Origin of the sequence: Hydrogenophaga sp. BPS33, from assembly GCF_009859475.1 — a bacterium.
Taxonomy (GTDB): Bacteria; Pseudomonadota; Gammaproteobacteria; order Burkholderiales; family Burkholderiaceae_C; genus Hydrogenophaga.
The window spans coordinates 5,999,472-6,016,505 of record NZ_CP044549.1; the positions used below are offsets into that span (position 1 = coordinate 5,999,472).

The 17,034-nt window shown below is 68.3% G+C and carries 18 protein-coding genes; 7 read left to right on the top strand and 11 right to left on the bottom strand.

What is annotated here, in order from left to right:
• The first annotated feature begins 107 nt into the window (after nt 1-107).
• The 3 genes from F9K07_RS27835 to F9K07_RS27845 are packed head-to-tail and all read left to right on the top strand — an operon-like array spanning nt 108 to nt 3,262.
• Nucleotides 108-1,355, top strand: coding sequence for a carboxylesterase/lipase family protein (locus tag F9K07_RS27835; protein WP_236581711.1), 1,248 nt, complete (start codon nt 108-110; stop codon nt 1,353-1,355).
• 19 nt (nt 1,356-1,374) lie between these two features.
• Nucleotides 1,375-2,244, top strand: a complete 870-nt coding sequence (locus F9K07_RS27840; protein WP_159596478.1) for a VOC family protein — start codon at nt 1,375-1,377, stop codon at nt 2,242-2,244.
• A 28-nt stretch (nt 2,245-2,272) separates the two neighbouring features.
• Nucleotides 2,273-3,262, top strand: coding sequence for a Bug family tripartite tricarboxylate transporter substrate binding protein (locus tag F9K07_RS27845; protein WP_159596479.1), 990 nt, complete (start codon nt 2,273-2,275; stop codon nt 3,260-3,262).
• Nucleotides 3,263-3,279: 17 nt separating this feature from the next.
• Here F9K07_RS27845 and F9K07_RS27850 read toward each other — a convergent pair whose 3' ends face one another.
• Genes F9K07_RS27850 through F9K07_RS27875 form a run of 6 tightly spaced genes read right to left on the bottom strand, consistent with a single transcriptional unit; the run spans nt 3,280 to nt 9,478 of the window.
• Nucleotides 3,280-3,684: a Na+/H+ antiporter subunit G gene (locus F9K07_RS27850; protein ID WP_236581713.1), complete on the bottom strand. Its 405-nt coding sequence runs from the start codon at nt 3,682-3,684 to the stop codon at nt 3,280-3,282.
• Nucleotides 3,681-3,959 carry a K+/H+ antiporter subunit F gene (locus F9K07_RS27855; RefSeq protein WP_159596480.1) on the bottom strand — a complete coding sequence of 93 codons (279 nt, stop codon included), beginning with the start codon at nt 3,957-3,959 and terminating at the stop codon, nt 3,681-3,683. The genes F9K07_RS27850 and F9K07_RS27855 overlap by 4 nt, the downstream gene beginning before the upstream one ends.
• Nucleotides 3,956-4,447, bottom strand: coding sequence for a Na+/H+ antiporter subunit E (locus F9K07_RS27860; RefSeq protein ID WP_159596481.1), 492 nt, complete (start codon nt 4,445-4,447; stop codon nt 3,956-3,958). The genes F9K07_RS27855 and F9K07_RS27860 overlap by 4 nt, the downstream gene beginning before the upstream one ends.
• Nucleotides 4,444-6,177 carry a monovalent cation/H+ antiporter subunit D gene (locus tag F9K07_RS27865; protein WP_236581731.1) on the bottom strand — a complete coding sequence of 578 codons (1,734 nt, stop codon included), beginning with the start codon at nt 6,175-6,177 and terminating at the stop codon, nt 4,444-4,446. Before F9K07_RS27865 ends, F9K07_RS27860 begins: the two co-directional genes overlap by 4 nt.
• Entirely contained in the window at nt 6,174-6,518 is a 345-nt protein-coding gene (locus F9K07_RS27870) for a Na+/H+ antiporter subunit C (protein ID WP_159596482.1), read from the bottom strand. The genes F9K07_RS27865 and F9K07_RS27870 overlap by 4 nt, the downstream gene beginning before the upstream one ends.
• Entirely contained in the window at nt 6,518-9,478 is a 2,961-nt protein-coding gene (locus tag F9K07_RS27875; RefSeq protein WP_159596483.1) for a monovalent cation/H+ antiporter subunit A, read from the bottom strand. Before F9K07_RS27875 ends, F9K07_RS27870 begins: the two co-directional genes overlap by 1 nt.
• Nucleotides 9,479-9,683: 205 nt before the next feature.
• Here F9K07_RS27875 and F9K07_RS27880 point away from each other — a divergent pair, with 205 nt between their 5' ends.
• From F9K07_RS27880 to F9K07_RS27895, 4 genes are all read left to right on the top strand, one after another.
• Nucleotides 9,684-10,115 carry a hypothetical protein gene (locus F9K07_RS27880; RefSeq protein WP_159596484.1) on the top strand — a complete coding sequence of 144 codons (432 nt, stop codon included), beginning with the start codon at nt 9,684-9,686 and terminating at the stop codon, nt 10,113-10,115.
• Nucleotides 10,116-10,188: 73 nt separating this feature from the next.
• On the top strand, nt 10,189-11,382 hold the full coding sequence (locus tag F9K07_RS27885; RefSeq protein ID WP_159596485.1) for a Bcr/CflA family efflux MFS transporter: 1,194 nt from the start codon (nt 10,189-10,191) through the stop codon (nt 11,380-11,382).
• 112 nt (nt 11,383-11,494) lie between these two features.
• Nucleotides 11,495-11,857, top strand: coding sequence for a hypothetical protein (locus F9K07_RS27890; protein ID WP_159596486.1), 363 nt, complete (start codon nt 11,495-11,497; stop codon nt 11,855-11,857).
• 152 nt (nt 11,858-12,009) lie between these two features.
• Nucleotides 12,010-12,705, top strand: coding sequence for a Bax inhibitor-1 family protein (locus F9K07_RS27895; protein WP_159596487.1), 696 nt, complete (start codon nt 12,010-12,012; stop codon nt 12,703-12,705).
• 49 nt (nt 12,706-12,754) lie between these two features.
• Here the strand turns inward: F9K07_RS27895 and F9K07_RS27900 are convergent, their stop codons facing one another.
• From F9K07_RS27900 to F9K07_RS27920, 5 genes are read right to left on the bottom strand one after another with little or no spacing between them, the layout of a single operon-like run.
• Complete coding sequence (locus tag F9K07_RS27900) at nt 12,755-13,162, bottom strand: hypothetical protein (RefSeq protein ID WP_159596488.1); 408 nt, start codon at nt 13,160-13,162, stop codon at nt 12,755-12,757.
• Nucleotides 13,163-13,184: 22 nt separating this feature from the next.
• A complete protein-coding gene (locus F9K07_RS27905; protein ID WP_159596489.1) occupies nt 13,185-13,865 on the bottom strand; it encodes an RNA polymerase sigma factor in 681 nt (226 codons plus the stop codon).
• 52 nt (nt 13,866-13,917) lie between these two features.
• Entirely contained in the window at nt 13,918-14,361 is a 444-nt protein-coding gene (locus tag F9K07_RS27910; protein WP_159596490.1) for a DUF3106 domain-containing protein, read from the bottom strand.
• On the bottom strand, nt 14,361-15,560 hold the full coding sequence (locus F9K07_RS27915; protein WP_159596491.1) for a DUF1501 domain-containing protein: 1,200 nt from the start codon (nt 15,558-15,560) through the stop codon (nt 14,361-14,363). The genes F9K07_RS27910 and F9K07_RS27915 overlap by 1 nt, the downstream gene beginning before the upstream one ends.
• A 38-nt stretch (nt 15,561-15,598) precedes the next feature.
• Nucleotides 15,599-16,915 carry a DUF1800 domain-containing protein gene (locus F9K07_RS27920; RefSeq protein WP_159596492.1) on the bottom strand — a complete coding sequence of 439 codons (1,317 nt, stop codon included), beginning with the start codon at nt 16,913-16,915 and terminating at the stop codon, nt 15,599-15,601.
• Between the last annotated feature and the right edge of the window lie 119 nt (nt 16,916-17,034).

Sequence of the window (17,034 nt, forward strand, 5' to 3'; positions counted from 1 at the left end):
TGCGATCGAACTGCGCATGCCACGGCGGCCGGTATCGCTCCTACGATCTTCGTTCCAGCAACAAAGACAAAGGTTCGGGAACGATGACAGGCGCAGTCCATGCAGTGATGCCGCAAGGCACCGTCACGGGCATCCGTGAGGGACAGGCCTGCCGCTTCAGCGCGATCCCCTATGCGCAGGCGCCGGTGGGTGACCTGCGTTTCCGCCCGCCCGTGCCGGCCGTGTGGCGCGGTCCGCTCGATGCGACGCGCCCCGGCCCCGTCGCGCCGCAACTGCCTTCGCGACTGCGCGGCGCGATGGGTGACTTCGACGCGCCGCAGTCCGAAGACTGCCTGCGCCTGACGGTATGGACGCCTGCCGCGGACGCTCGCCGACGCCCCGTGGTGGTGTGGCTGCACGGTGGTGCCTGGCAAAGCGGCGCGGGCGCGCTGGACTGGTACTCGGGCGCCCGGCTCGCGGCGCGCGGCGATCTCGTCGTTGTCGCACCGAACTACCGCCTCGCCTCGCTCGGCTGGCTCGCCGTGGCGGGCGAGACCGCGAACGTCGGGCTGCTGGACCAGGAAGCCGCGCTGGCCTGGGTGGCGCGGCACATCGATGCGTTCGGCGGCGACCCCGAGCAGGTGACCGTGATGGGCCAGTCCGCCGGCGGCATGTCGATCGCCTGCATGCTGATGCGCGAGCGGCCGCTGTTTCACCGCGCGATCCTGCAAAGCGCGTCCATCGGCCGAGGCTTTCGCAGCGCCGCGCAGGCCGGCGAGATCGCCGACCGGTTTCTGCAGGCGGCGGGCGTCGACAGCCTCGAAGCCGCACGCCGCCTGCCGGTGAATGAACTGCTGAAAGCGCAGCAGGCCGCCCCCGTGGTCGACTGGCTGGCCGCGGAAGGCGCGAACCGCGCCCTGTTTGGCCCGGTGGCCGATGGCGATGTGCTGCCGCTGCACGCGCCCGACGCGCTCGCCGCCGCCAGCGCCCGGGTCGACACCCTCATCGGCTACACCCAGGACGAGATGGCAGCCTTTCCCGGTACCGGCACGGCGCCCGCCACGGCGACCTGGGGCGACGAGGTCTTCGGTGCACCGGCGCGGCAGTGGGCCACCGATGCCACCGAACAAGGTCGCAAGTCCTGGGCCTACCGCTTTGATTTTTCACCGACCGACAGCTTGCGCGCCTGCCACTGCATCGAACTGCCCTTCGTCTTCGACTCGATGGCGGCTTTCGCGGACGCGCCGATGGTGCGCGGTGTGAAGCAGGACGACGCGGCGCGATTGGTCGATGCCCTGCAGCGGGCATGGATCGCTTTCATCCGCGATGGCGACCCGGGCTGGTCCGCGTGGCCGGCGCAAACGGTTTTCTCCTGATCAGAACAGTGGAGTTTTCATGACCCTCGCAGACATCGACAGCATCAACCACGTCGGCATCGTGGCACGCGACCTCGGCGTGACCAGCGCGCGCTACGAAGCCATGGGCTTCACGCTGACCCCGTTTTCGCCCCACACGGGCGCGTGGAAACCCGGCGAGGCGGTGACGCGGCTGGGCTCGGGCAACCGCTGCGTGATGTTCGGCCACAACTACCTCGAGATCCTGGCCAACGAAGACCCCGCCGTGCCCAGCGCGCGCCTCGAGGGTTACCTGAAACACCACCAGGGTGGCCACATCATCTGCTTCAACTCGGAGGACCTGCCTTCCGTGGAGCGGCGGCTGATCGCTGGCGGACTGAAGACTTCGGGCGTGCTGCCGCTGCAGCGCGACGTCGACACACCCGACGGCGCGCGCACCGCGAAATTCGAGCGCGTGCAGTTCGCCCCGGATCAGTCGCCCGAGGGCTACATACAGGCTGCTCGGCATCTCACGCCGGCGTACGTCTACCAACCGCGCTACACGGCCCATGCCAACGGTTGCACGGAGCTGTCGAGCACCACCGTCGTGGTGGAAGACCTTCCGGCTTTTCGCGACCGCTACGAGACGTACACCGGCGTGCGCGCCCAGGTCGACGGCGGCGCGGCCACGTTCCCGTTTTCGTTGTGCTCGCGCCTGGTGCTGATGGACCGGGCCACCGCGCAGCGGCAACTGCCCGGCACCTTGTACCCGCCCCTGCCCGGCATCGCGGCCGTGGGCTTTCGCTGCCCCGACCTCGCGCGGCACGCGCAGCGCCTGCGCGAACAGCGCATCCCGTTCAACGAGGGCGATGGTCGCCTCGTCGTGCCCGCGGAAGAGGCCAGCGGCATCGCGGTCGTCTTCGAGTCATGAACCTGCCATCCGATAGGAGATAAGCCAAATGAAGATCCAGATCAAGACGTCCCTGGCACGCGCCGCGCTGCTGATTCCGCTGCTGGCCGCCAACGTTCCCCTTGCGTTCGCGCAGGGCTACCCGAGCGGCACCGTCCGCATGATCGTCCCCTACCCGCCCGGCGGCGGCGTCGACGGCCTGGCGCGGCCTCTCGCCGACAAGCTCACCGCCCTCTGGGGCAAACCCGTGATCGTTGACAACAAGGCCGGCGCCGCGACCCTCATCGGCAGCGATTTCGTCGCCAAGGCGAAACCGGACGGCCTCACGCTGCTGTTCACCAGCGATTCCACCGTGACCAGCAACCCGCATCTGTTTGCGCAGATGCCCTTCGACCCGATGAAGGACCTGGTGCCGGTCACGCAGCTGATCGACCTTTACCAGATGGTCGTGGTACATCCCTCGGTCAAGGCGAACACCATGAAGGAGTTCGTCGCGCTGGCCAAATCGCTGCCCCAGCCAATGAACTACGCCTCATACGGCTCGGGCAGCCAGCCCAACCTGCTGTTCGAGGCCCTGAAGCTGGAAACCGGCATCCGGCTGGAACACATTCCGTACAAGGGCATCGCGCCGGCGATCCAGGCCACGCTCTCCAACGAAGTTCAGATGACGCTCGGCGGCGCCGCGACCACCGGCCAGTACTTCGCGGCCGGCAAGATGAAGCCGCTGGCCATCTCCGCGCCCAAACGCAGCACGGTGCACCCCGACGTGCCCACGCTGGCGGAAGCGGGCTTTCCGGACATCGGGCCGCGGGCGTGGTTTGGCCTCTTCGCGCCGCGTGGCACGCCGCCGGCCCTGCTCGAGCGGATCAGCCGAGACATCGCAAAAATCATGGCCGATCCGGCTTTTGACGCTGCGCAGCTCAGCAGCAAGGGCTACCAGCCCGTGGGCAGCACACCACGCGAGTTCGCGGCCTTCGTGGCACAGGACTTCCAGCACAAGGGCCGCGTGATCAAGGACAGCGGGATCAAGCTGGACTGATCCCGAGGCCGGCGGCCTCAGTCTTCTTGCACCGGGTCGCCGGCCTCACGCCGGTCGGGCGGCGGCACGTAGCTCAGCGGCGGTGGGATGTCGTCCGCGCCGGGCGGGCTGTTGCGGCGGCGGAACAGCTCGGTGCGGGCCAGAAGGATGGTGGTGACCGGCACGGTGAGCGACAGGAAGATGATGATCAGCCAGGCGTGCAGCGAGAGCCGCGCGTCCTGCGCCGAGAAGTAGATGATGCTGGCCAGCGTGACGCACCAGGCCGAGAAGCTGAACGCCAGCGCGGGCGGGTGCATGCGCTGGAAGAAGGTCTTGAAGCGCACCACGCCGATGGCGGCGGTGAGCGTGAAAATGCCGCTGAGAATGAGCAGCAGCGCCACCGGGATCTCGGCCCAGAGCGACACACCGGCGGGCATCATCATTCGATCACCTCGCCGCGCAACAGGAACTTGGCCATGGCCGCCGAACTGACGAAGCCGAAGACGGCGATCAGCAGCGCCGCCTCGAAGTACATCGCGCTGCGGTAACGGATCGCCAGCACCATGAGCACCAGCATGCCGATGGTGTAGATCAGGTCCATGGCCAGCACGCGGTCCTGCGCCGAAGGGCCACGGTACAGGCGCACCAGCGCCAGCGCCATGCCCAGCACGTAACAGGCGAGCGCGAAGACGATCGCGCCAAACAGAAAGGGGCTCATTCGAAAATCTCCATCAAGGGGCGCTCGTAGCGGTTCTTGATCAGATCGATCTCGCGCTGCGCATCCTCCAGGTGAAAGAGGTGCACCAGCAGGGCACTGCGGTCCAACGCGATCTCGGACCAGATGGTGCCCGGGATCACGCACATGATGGCGGCGAGCACCGCCAGCCCATTGGGGTCGCGCAGGTCCAGCGGCACGGTGATGAAGCCGCCGCTGGGCATGCGCTCGGCGCGCGCGATCGTGCCGCGCAACACGCGCCAATTCCACTCGATCACGTCGAAGCCGACACGCCAGAACAGCTGGAACGCCACCCAGGGGTGGCTGAAGCGCACCGGCGTGGGACGCAGGGATTGCGTGAGCAGCGGCACCACCACGGACAGCAGCACCGCCATGAGCCAATTGCCCACGCTGTAAGGGTTGGTGAGCACCAGCCACAGCGCGACCAGCGCGAGCGACAGCAGCGGGGCGGGGAACAGACGTCGCATCATGGCCGTTGCTCCGGAAGCGATGCCGGCTTGGGAACGCCCAGGCGCTCGGCATTGGTGGGTGTGGGCACGGGTTTGACGGAGAACACCGCGTCGATGTATCCGTGCGGCTGGTACAGCGACGCGGCGGTGGACTGGGCATAGCGCATGACGGCTTCACCGCGCACGGTGAACAGCACGCACAAGGTGATGAGCACCGCGATCGGCAGGACTTCGGCCACGCGCAGCAAGGGCGCACCGCGCCCCAGCGGCGCCCAGAAGAAACGGATGCCGGTGCGCGAGAGCGCCACCATGGCGAACAGCCCGGAGACGATCACCAGACCGAGGAAGGTCCAGCTGGCCACCGCCACCTCGGGCGCGTCCACCTGCAAGGGCAGCAAGGCCGAGAGCATGGCGAACTTGCCGATGAAGCCCGAGAGCGGCGGCAGCCCCGCCACCAGCACGGTGCAACAGATGAAGGCCAGCCCCAGCAGCGCGATGGACGCGGGAATGGCGCGGCCGATCAGCACCTCTTCGTCTTCATCGAGGTTGGCGGTCTTGGCGATCTCCAGATCGGCCAGCGCGAACGGCAGGTGGTCTTCCTCGTCTTCGGGCGCGCGCTGCACGGCCGGGTCCATGCGCGAGCGGTCCATCAACTCGGCCAACAGGAAGAACGCGGCCACGGCCATGGTGGAGCTGGGCAGGTAGTACAGCGCGGCGGCGGTGAGTTCGGGCCGCGCGAAACCGATCACCGCCATCAGCGTGCCGGACGACACGATGACCGCAAACCCCGCCAGCCGCGCCGGGCGCTGGGAGGCCAGCATGCCCAGGGCGCCGAAGACCAGCGTGGCCATGCCGCCCCAGATCAGCCACTGGCTGCCGAAGCCGGACGAGGGCCCCGCATCGGACGAGAAGAACAGCGTGGACAGGCGCAGCAGCACATAGATGCCCACCTTGGTGAGCAGCGCGAACATGGCCGCCGACGGCGCGCTGGCGCTGGAGTACGCCCGCACCAGCCAGAAATTGAGCGGCCACATCGCCGCCTTGGCCAGGAAGGCCACGGCAAGGATGGCGCAGGCCGCGTGCAGCAGGGCCCGGTCTTCCAGTGCCACCTGGGGAATGCGCGCGGCCACGTCGGCCATGTTGAGCGTGCCGGTGACGCCATAGACCATGGACGCGCCGACCAGGAACAGCGAGGACGCGGCCAGGTTGATGGAGATGTACTGCATGCCCGCCTTCACCCGCGACGGCCCCGAGCCGTGCAGCAGCAGGCCGTAGGACGCTGCGAGCATGACCTCGAAGAACACGAACAGGTTGAACAGGTCGCCGGTGAGAAACGCGCCGTTCAGGCCCATGATCTGGATCTGGAACAGCGGGTGGAAATGCGCGCCCGCCTTGTGCCAGCGCGCCAGCGCGAACAGCAGCGCCATCAAGGCCACGATCGCCGCCAGCAGCAGCATCAAGCCCGAGAGGCGGTCGAGCACCAGCACGATGCCGAAAGGCACGTCCCAGTTGCCCGGCAGGTACACGCCGAACGCGCTCGGGCCTTCGCTCTGCTTGCTCGACCAGAGCAGGCCCACGGCCACCGCCAGGTTGATCACCACGGCGAGCAGGCTTAGCGACGCCTTGGTGCGGTGCTTGCGCTCGCCCACGAACAGCAGCAGGCAGGCCGTGACCAGCGGCAACAGAATGGGCGCGATCATCAGATGCGGCATGAGCGCCGTGACCGCCGTCGAGAACCATCCTCCGCTCACTCGGCGTCCCCTTGGCCATCCACATGGTCATTGCCGAAGAAGCCCCGCTGCGCCAGCAGCACCACGAGAAACAGCGCGGTCATGGCGAAGCCGATGACGATGGCGGTGAGCACCAGCGCCTGTGGCATCGGGTCGTCGTACTGCAGCAGCGTGGCCGGCAGGCCGGGGGTGAGCACCGGTTCGCTGTCTACCGACAGGCGCCCCATGCTGAAGATGAACAGGTTGACGCCGTAGCCCAGCAGGCACAGGCCCATGATGACCTGGTACGTGCGGGGACGCAGCATCAGCCAGACGCCGCAGGTGGTGAGGGCACCGATGGCGATCGCCATGACGAGTTCCATCAGATGACTCCTTCTTCGGGTGCGGTGCTCGGGTCCCCAGCCTTCAGGCGCGAGGGGAGTCGGTGGCCGCGCACGGACTGGTGGCCCAGCGCCGTGAGAATGAGCAGGGTCGCGCCCACCACCAGCGTGAAGACGCCGATGTCGTAGAACAACGCGCTGGCCACGTGGATCTCGCCCAGCAGGGGCAGGTTCAGGTGGGCGGTGTGCGTGGTGAGAAACGGGTAGCCGAACCAGAACGCCCCCAGGCCGGTGGCGGTGGCGGTGAGCAGGCCGGCCGCGATCCAGCGCTGCGGGCGCAGTCGCATGTTGGCCTCCACCCACTGCGTGCCCGAGACGATGTACTGCAGGATGAAGGCGGTGGACAGCACCAGCCCGGCCACGAAGCCGCCGCCCGGTTCGTTGTGGCCGCGCATGAAGAGGTAGACCGCGATCACCGCCGCGATCGGCAGCAACAGCCGCACCAGCACGGCCGGCACCATGAGGTAGCCCTGCGCGGTGTCCTCGGCCATGCCCGGGTTGACGAGATCGGTGTCCAGGTCGGCCGGCAATGCCTGCTGCTGCGCCGTGAGCTCGGCGCTTTCCGGCGCGGGCCTGAAGCGCCGCAGCAGCGCATAGACCGTGAGCGCCACGATGCCCAGCACCGTGATCTCGCCCAGGGTGTCGAAGCCGCGGAAATCGACCAGCATCACATTGACCACATTGGTGCCACCGCCTTCGGGCAGGGACCGCTCCAGGAAGAAAGGGGAAATGCTCTGCGGAAAGTCGCGCGTCATCATCGCGTAGGACAGGCCGGCCATGCCGCCGCCAGCGGCCAGCGCCAGCACCAGGTCGCGCGAGCGCCGGCCCTTGGCCTTGACACGCTCCCACAGCGACTCGCGCAGCTCGATCTCTTCCAGCCGCTTGGGCAGCCAGCGCAGGCCCAGCAGAATGAGCACCGTGGTCACCGCCTCCACCGAGAGCTGGGTGAGCGCGAGGTCGGGCGCGGAGAACCAGGCGAAGGTGATCACGGTGGCCAGGCCGGAGACGCTCATGAGCGCCAGCGCGGTGAGCCGGTGGTATTTGGCCTGCCAGACCGCGCCCACCGCCGCGCCGATGCCCACCACCCAGAGCAGCGCGAACATCGGGGAAAACGTGAGTGTTTCGCGGCTGCCCGCGCTCAGCACCGGGTTGGGCACGGCAAGCCGGAACGCCGCCACCGCACCCACCACCGTGACCAGCACCAGCAGGAACAACTGGGGCTGCAGGCGCTGCGTGCCGAGCAGGCGCAGCGCGCTGCGGCTCCCGGCGCTCAGGCGCGCCATCACGTGGTGGTAGGCACGCTTGCCATTGAAAAGGCCCACCACCGGCGTGCGCCGGATGCTGCCGCTGTGCAGGCGCTTGCGCAGCAACAGGTAGAGCGCGATGCCGCCGGCCAGGGCCAGGAAACTCATGGCCAGCGGCAGGTTGAAGCCATGCCACACGGCCAGGTCGAACGCAGGCAGCGCGCCATTGACCACCGGTGCCGCCGCCGTGCCCAGCACGTGCTGGATCGACCACTGCGGCGCGATGCCCACCACCAGGCAAGCCAGCACGAGCACCTCGATGGGCACGCGCATCCAGTGCGGCGGTTCGTGCGGCAGGCGCGGCAGGTTGGCACAGGTGTCCGGACCGAAGAACACGCGGGACGTGAAGCGCAGCGAATACGCCACGCTGAACACGCCCGCCACCACCGCGGCAATCGGCAACAGGCGCTGGAACCAGGGCGCGGCGCTCACGAACACCGCCTCGGTGAAAAACATCTCCTTGGAGATGAAGCCGTTGAGCAGCGGCACGCCGGCCATGGCCGCGCCGGCCACCAGGGTGAGCGTGGCCGTGACCGGCATATAGCGCCACAGCCCGGAGAGCCGGCGAATGTCGCGCGTGCCGGCCTCGTGGTCGATGATGCCCACCGCCATGAACAGCGAGGCCTTGAAGGTGGCGTGGTTGATGATGTGGAACACGGCCGCCACGGCCGCCAGCGGGCTGTTCATGCCCAGCAGCGTGGTGATCAGGCCCAGGTGCGAAATCGTCGAATACGCCAGCAGGCCTTTCAGATCGTTCTGGAAGATCGCGGCGAAGCCGCCGATGAGCAAGGTGATCAACCCGGAGCAGGTGACGATCCAGAACCACTCGTCCGTGCCCGCGAGCACCGGCCACAGCCGCGCGAGCAGGAACACCCCCGCCTTCACCATGGTGGCCGAATGCAGGTAGGCCGACACCGGCGTGGGCGCGGCCATGGCATGCGGCAGCCAGAACTGGAACGGGAACTGCGCGCTCTTGGTGAACGCGCCCAGCAGGATGAGGATGAGTGCCGTGCTGTACAGCGGGTGGGCGCGCACCACGTCGCCGGCCTTCAAGACCACGTCGAGGTCGTAGCTGCCCACGATGTGCCCCAGCACCAGCACACCGGCCAGCAGGCACAGCCCGCCCGCGCCGGTCACCGTGAGCGCCATGCGCGCGCCGCGCCGCGCATCGCGGCGGTGGTGCCAGTAGCCGATCAGCAAGAAGGAGAACAGGCTCGTGAGCTCCCAGAACAGCACCAGCTGCACCAGGTTGCCCGAGAGCACCACCCCGCTCATGGCGCCCATGAACGCCAGCAGGAACGAGAAGAAGCGCGGCACCGGATCGTCGGGCGACATGTAGTAGCGCGCGTACAGCACCACCAGCGAACCGATGCCCAGCACGAGGATAGAGAACATCCACGCAAAGCCGTCCATGCGCAGCACGAAATTCAAACCCAGTGACGGCAGCCAGACGAATTCCTGCCGGATCACACCGCCCGCCGCGATGTCGGGGAAGGCCAGCGCGGCCTGCACCGCGCAGAACAACGCGATCGCCCCCGCCAACGTCGACTCGGTATTGCGGGCGTTGGCTGGCAGCAAGGCGGCGAGCAAACTGCCCGCAAAAGGCAGGGCGACAAGGAAGATCAGAGAAACATGCATGGGCCTTTGAGTTTAGTGGCATGTTTTTCAAGCGCCCCAAGCGCCAAACGCTCACCCTGGTTGCAACCCGTCACCCGCTGCGCGCCACTGGTCGGCATTAATACCCAATAGGGGTATTTAGTCCAAACAGAACCCTTTAGATTTACTGGCCGCGCGATGCGCGGGGAGGAACAGGTCTGTTTTTACCAAGCGATCGGGAGGCCGCATGGCATTTGAAATAAGGCATATCGACCCCGTGCTGTTCAAAGACATCTACACATCGGGCGTGGCGAAGGAGCTGGCCCCTTTCATTCAAGGGGCACGCAACTGGATGCGAGACCTGGACGATCGACGCTGGGCGCTCGATCCGTCGAGAAAGGCGTTTCTTTTGCGAACGCCCATGGCAGACCGCATGGACAGCTGCCTCAGCTATTCGTTCGTGTGGAACGGGCAGGTGGTGCTGATCCAGCAAATGGGACTGAGCCGTTACCGGATTGTTCATGCGTCGCCCATGTCGCCAGAGCGCCTGGACGAAATGAAGGCCGCGATGAGAGAAGCCTTGCGCCTGGGTCGGGGCTTGCTCAATGGCGTGATCGATGGAAACAACCCCTTGAACATGCCAGCGGCGGAGTTTGTCGATGGCGACTTCAACTCGTAGGCTGGTTTCCCGGCGCGCAGCGCCGGTGCGGCAACTGTGGCAGGATGCCCCGCTCGCTTTCCCGACCACGCGCATGTCCCCTCCCCGCCACCACGGCCCGCTGATCGCCATCCTCGTCGGCCAACTCTCGTTCGGCCTGCTGGCCATGACCATCTGCCTGCCTTCCATGCAGCAGTGGGGTGCGATCTTCGGCTCGAGCCAGGCCGCGGTGCAACTCACCTTCAGCGGCTACGTGCTGGCGTATGGGGGACTGCAGTTGCTGTACGGTCCGCTGTCGGACCGGCTCGGGCGCAAGCGCATCCTGATGTTGGGGCTCGCGCTGGGCGGGCTGGGCTCGCTGGCCGCCGCACTGGCGGGTGACATTGCCACGCTGACGGCCGCGCGCGTGTTGCAGGGCGCAGGCTGCGCGGCGGGCATGGTGATCGGGCGCGCGATGGTGCAGGATCTGTTCAAAGGCCCCGAGCGCACGCGTGTCATGGCCTACATTGGCATGGCCATGGGTTTGTGCCCGCCGCTGGCCACCATCCTGGGCGGGCAGTTGCACGAGCGCCTGGGCTGGCAGGCCAACTTCGCACTGATGGCGTTGATGGCGCTGGTGCTCTTCATCGCCGCCTGGCGGGCCCTGCCCGACACGCGACCGGCCACCGAACCCCAGCAGGCGCATTGGCTGCGCGAGATGGCCTCTTCGTACGCGCAACTGGCGCGCGCGCCCGGCTTCCTGCTTTACGTGGCCATCCTCGCGATGACCACCGCCACGTTCTACGCCTTTCTCGCCGGTGCGCCCATGGTGCTGGGCAACTACGGCGTGGGGCCGGCGGGCATGGGGTACTACATCATGTTTGTGCCGCTGTCGTACATCCTGGGCAACTTTCTCACCACGCGGCTGGTCCACCGCCTGGGTGAGCGCGCGGTGATGCGGGTGGGCCAAGGCAGCACGATGCTCGGCATTGGACTGATGCTGGTGCTCGCGCTGGCGGGTGTGGACAAGCCGCTGGCGTTGGCCGCACCCTTGGTTCTGTTGGGCATGGGCCATGGCTTGCTGGTGCCGCCCACGCTGATCGGCACGGTGGGCCTCTTGCCGGCCTTGGCTGGCGCGGCGGCGGCCGTGGCCGGGCTGGCGCAGCAGGTCATGGGTGCGGTCGGCGGCTTCGTGGTGGGGTTGGTGCCGCACAACGGCGCGGCCAACCTCGGTTGGCTGATGCTCGGCCTGTCGGCCGGCGCGGCGGTCGCCATGGCGCTGCTGCAGCGGCGGCCCGCGCAAGGTTGAACGGCGCATGGGCACCGCGGTCGAGCACGACGACCGAATGTGCCTGGGCCGGGCCAGCGCAAGCCGGACCAACGCCGGACCCGCGCAAGGCGGTCGCTATACTTGCCCGACCATGCACCGTTGGCTTGTCGCCGTTTTTGCCCTGCACTTCTTTCTGAGTGCAAGCGCTTTCGCGTTCGGCATGGCTCCACACACCACGCCCCCCAGCGCCCACAGCGCCGTGGCCACCGCATCGGTAGATTCTTCGGCATCGGCCGCCCCTGAAAGTGCCGGCTTGGCCGACCTGTTCGCCGAACATGGCCTGGGCCTGAGCGACACCCAACCCGATCTGCCCGAATGCCTGGACGTGCCCATCCTCACGTCCAGCCAGGGTGCGCCGCTGCGCACCCCGTCGCCGCCCCTGGCGCGCGAACTCACGCCGCCCGTTCTCGACGGGCCGCAGCGCCCGCCACGCGGCGCAGCCCTCGTCGCCTGATCTTTCACGGCGTCGCTTCGCGCGCCCGTTCCGCGGCGTGTCACGGCGAGCCGTGCGCAGCACACGGCGTCCCGCCGATCTATTTCCTCCCCTCCTCCCTCTCCGTTTCGTTTTTCGTTTTTCGTTTTTCGTTTTTCAACCAAGGAATCACCATGAATCCGCATCTTGATCTGTCTTCCCCTGCGGCCCGCGGCCAGGCCCTGGCCGTCGAGCGCAACCGTGTGCTGCGCAACACCTACTGGCTGCTCGCGCTCTCCATGGCGCCCACCGTCCTCGGTGCCTGGCTGGGCGTGGCCACCGGCATCACCGCGCCGCTCACCGGTTTCCTGGGTCTGGTCGTGTTCCTCGGCGGGGCGTTCGCCTTCATCTTCGCCATCGAGAAGACCAAGAACTCGGCCGCTGGCGTGCCGGTGCTGCTGGCGTTCACCTTCTTCATGGGCCTGATGCTCTCGCGCCTGATCGGTTCGGTGCTCGGCCTGGCCAACGGCGCGGGCCTGATCATGACGGCCTTCACGGGCACCGGCCTGATCTTCATGGGCATGGCCACCTTGTCCACGGTGATCAAGCGCGACCTGGGCAATATGGGCAAGTTCCTGTTCATCGGCGTGATCATGCTGATGGTGGCAGGCATCGCCAACGTGTTCATCCAGTCCAGCGCGCTGATGATCACGCTTTCGGTACTGGCCATCGGCATCTTCTCGGCTTTCATTCTGTATGACCTCAAGCGCGTGCGCGACGGTGAGGAAACCAACTACATCACCGCCACCCTGGGCGTGTACTTGAGCCTCTTCAACATCTTCCAGAGCCTGCTGGCGCTGCTGGGCATCTTTGGCGGACGTGAGGAATAACAACGCCACCGCCATCGGTGGCCTGAACGTCATCGCAACCCGGCGACGCTCAGATCTCGCCCATCGACAGCAGCGTCAGCACGTCCATCTGCATCAACTCGTCGAGCGCCGGGTCGGGGCGCTGCTGCCAGGACGCCACGCCGAGCAGCAGGGCAGCGCTCAACAACGTGCCAGCGGCCCACCACCGCAAATGGCGGTGGCGGGCTTCGCTGGCGTTCAATGCCGTGCCGCCGGCCGGCGCGAAGCGCGTCTCGGCCAGCGGATGGCGTTGGCGCCACTGCGCGATCACGCGCGCCTGCAACGCTTCTGCATGGTCGCCCCGTGCGGCATCCGCGTTCAGCCCGTGGTGCAGTTGAGCGCGAAGCACCGCGTCGACCTCGCTCGTGTCCAAAGGCGTGTCTTCAGGCGGGCGACCTTCGGCGCGCGCGCCCTTCACAGCGGCCGGCGCGGCGCTCACTGGACTACCCTCCGTGCGGCGCTCATGTGCTCTCTCCTTGCAAAGCCTGGCGCAGCCGGGCCTTGGCGCGGTGCAGCAGTTGGTGCGCGCCGTTGGTGTCGATCTCCAGGGCCTGGCCGATCTCGGCCGCGCTGGCATCGGCATAGGCCCACATCGCCAAGGCCATGCGCTGGCGCGCCGGCAAGGCCGCCAGCGCCTGCATCCATTGCGGCGGAGAGACACGCGTCCACACGCTGTCGTCCGCGAAGGCCTCGGTCTGCGATTGCTGCGTGTCCTGCAAGGCGCTGAGGTCGGCGGGGTCCATGCCGAGTTCGCGTCGGCGCACCAGCTGCGTGCGGCAGCGGTTGAGCACGATGGTATTGAAGTAGGTCGACAGCTGAGCGCCGTGCGCGTCCTGGGGGCGGGCGTTCCACAGGCGCAGGAACGACTCCTGCACCGCGTCCTCCGCATCTTCGCGGCGGCCGAGCATGTGGCGCGCCATGGCCAGCGCCGCCGGTGTGAGGTGTTGCACCAGGGATGCGGCACTGCCGGGGTCGCCCTCGCAGGCACGTTGCCACAGGGTCCAGCCGCTGTCCCGAGCCGTCGGGCGCGCGCCGCGCCAGCGGCGGGGTGCACCGAGAAAGCCGGCGGCCAACATCAACTGCGCGCGCAAGGAATCTGCCGGCAGGAACGGGGCGGGAAGGGCCAATGGGCTTGCGTGCATGGGCGGCGGTGTCAACAGAGCGGTCTGGGTCAGTGGGTATGCCAGAGGCACCTCAGCGGTCTGGGAGTTTCTCGCGCAAGGCTGCGCGCTCTTCGGGGGACAACTTCGAGAGCATTTGGCGGCGCTGTTCGAGCAACTGGCGACGCTCCTGGGGCGTCATGGCGAGGATGCGCTCGCGCCGCTGCTGGGTCAATTGCTGCTTCTCTTCGGGCGAGAGCGATTGCCAGCGTTGGCGTGTCTGCCCCACCAGCGCCTTGCGCTCGGCCGGCGAGAGTTCCACCAGGCGCTCGCGCATTTGCGCCTGGAAAACGCGGCGCTCGGCCGGCGTGGCGGTGGCGAGTTCGCGTTGAAGAGCTTGCCTGCGTTCGTTTTGCTGTTGGGGCGTGAGTTGTGCCCAGGCCTGGGGGTCGGGCACCTCGGGGGCGGCCTGCACGGCGCTGGCCACGGTGAAAAGCACGGCCAGCAACGTGGCACGGGTCGGCAGCGATGGGTGCATCACGCGGTCCACAAGTCGATGGCGCCAGCGGGCGCGCCGGGCAGGGCCTTGGCCAGGGTGGCGCGGTCGGCACCCAGGTGGCGCTGCAACAGCGGCGCGAGCAACGTGCGGATGTCGCGCGTGGGGCGCAGGTCGCGCCCTTCGAGCAGATCGCGGCGGCCCAGCCCCGGCCAGTCGGTGAGCACGCGGCCGCCCGCCACCGCACCGCCCGCCAGAAAGGCCACGCCACCGGTGCCGTGGTCGGTACCGGCACTGCCGTTGAACGCGGCCGAGCGGCCGAATTCGGTCATGACCAGCACGGTGGTATCGGCCCAGCGTTCGCCCAGCGATTCGCGCAACGCGGCCAGCCCGGTATCGAGCGCGGCAAGCTGGCGCTGCAGGCGCGAGGCCTGCTGGGTGTGGGTGTCCCACCCGTCCAGATCGAGCCAGGCCACGTCCGGGCCTGCGCCATCGGACAGGAAGCGGCCGGCCTGGCGCGCCAGCCCCGCGAACGCGGCGGCGCTGCCGGCGCCCGCGCCCATGCCGGGCTCGCGGCTGCCACCGCCCAGGGTCTGGCGTTGCGCGAGGGCCTGGTCGAGCAGGTCCGAGAGCATGGGGTCGCTCTGGTAGGTCTGTGCGATGCGGGCCATCAAGTCGCTGTCGGGCGCGGCCGCGCGCGTGGGTGTCCAGGTGCTGGCGGCGGGCGCGCCACGCAGGGCCACCGGCATGGCCGGGCTGAGCGCCACGGCGCGTTGGCCACTGACTTGCAGCGCGCGGCCCAGCCAACCGGTGGCCAGCTCGAACGGGCGCTGCCCGCCGCTCTCCAGCAATTGCTGCGCATCGAAGTGCGAACGCTCGCGGTAGGGGCTGGCCACCGCGTGCACCACCAGCAACTGGCCGTCGCCGTACCAGCGGTGCAATTGCACAAGGGAGGGGTGCAGTGCGAAGCCGTCGTGTAACGGCAAAGGCGTCGTGGCATCGGGCTTGGCATCTTTGGGCAGCGGGCGCAAGGCGGTCCACTGCGGATCGCCCATGGCCGGCACGGCGGCCAGCCCGTCGAGCGCGCCCCGCAGCATCACCACCACCAGCTTGCCGCGCGCCTGCGCGCTCGCGGCGAAGGCCATGCGCAGGCCCGGACCGGCCAGCAACAGACCGGCCCCGGCGGCCTGCAGCCAGCGGCGGCGCGGCCAGGCGGTGGGTGGGGACGAGATCGATGTCATGAAGAAGACTCCGTAAAAGTGCGTGTGCTCAGAACTTCTCAGCGACGTTGGAACTCGGGGCTGGCCAACAGCAGCGTGAGGGCCTGCGCACCGCTTTCGGCGCGCGCGATCTGGCCGCGGGTGTCGCGCGACAGCGCGGGCCCCCAGGCCAATTCGGCCAGTTGGCGCGCGTCGGCCAGACTGCCCGCGCCGCGGCCCATGGCCACCGCCCATTCGACGCGCTTGAGCAGCGCATCGGGGCTGAGCCAATCGTCCTGCCGGTCGGGCCAACCCTGCGGCGAGGGCGCGCGGCCCACGGGCTGGCCCATGGTGGTGAGTGCGCCGATCTCGCGCTCGGGCGTACCCATGGGCAGCTGCAGCAGGCGGTGCGCCGAGAGCAGCAACTCTTCGGGCCGGCGCGCCTTGCCGGGCCGGTGCGCGGCCCAAGCCTGCTCGTGGCCGAAGAGCGCTTCGGCGGTCTGCAGCAGGTCACCATCCGATTCGCGAAAGCGCCGGGACACGGCCTGTACCAACGCGGGCGGCGGATCGTCGGCCACAAAGTGGCGCACCAACTTGTCGGCCAGGTGATCGGCGGTGGCCGGGTGGCGGGCCAGATCGTTCAACACGGCGTCCAGGGCCTCGGGCCCCTCGCCATAGGTGCGCCCCAGCACCGTCTTGCGGCCTGGCTCGTGCAGCGCGGGCACGAACTGCGCACCTTCGTTTTGCGGCGAGCGCCCCGCGGTCCAGCCCGTGAGCAGGCGCGCGAGCTCGCGCACGTCGGCCTGTGTGTAGCCGCTGCGCACGCCCACGGTGTGCAGCTCCAGCAGTTCGCGCGCGAGGTTTTCGTTCAAGCCACGCGCACGGCGCTGGCCGGCGCGCGAGTCGGGCCCGATGGATTGCGCGTTGTCCAGGTAGAACAACATGCCCGGGTGCGTGGTGGCCGCGCGCAGCAGCGGGGCAAAGCGGCCCATGGCATGCGGGCGGATGGCCTCGTTCTCGAACGGCCACACCATGCCTGCTGTGGTGTTCTTGATGGCCGCGACCGTGAAGTGGTTGGCCCAGAACATCACCCAACGTTCATAGACCGGCGTGGCGGTTTCGATCTGGTGCTGCCAGCGCCGGCGCAGCGCGAGCAGATTGCCCTCGCGCAACTGGCGGCGCTCGTCGCTCTGCGGCCCGGAACGCTGCCGCAGCAGACGCGCCAGCGCGGCAGCGGCCGTGCTGTCTCGCAGGCCGGCATTGTCGAACAGCGCGGGGCTGCGCAATTGCCCGAGCACCCAGGCGCGCGGGTCCGGGCCCACGCTGGCCAGGCTGATCTGGCTCAGGCCGAAACGGTGCGAGGCGATGGCGGGGGCGAAGGCGTCGTCGAAGGCCATGGGTGGGCGTGAACGGATGATGGGATGGACGGGTGGTCTGGCGCGTATGCCGGTTGAACCCCGCCAGCGTGCCGCTCTTACGCGGCTCGCGCCATACCCGAGCGCAACACAGGGTCAGC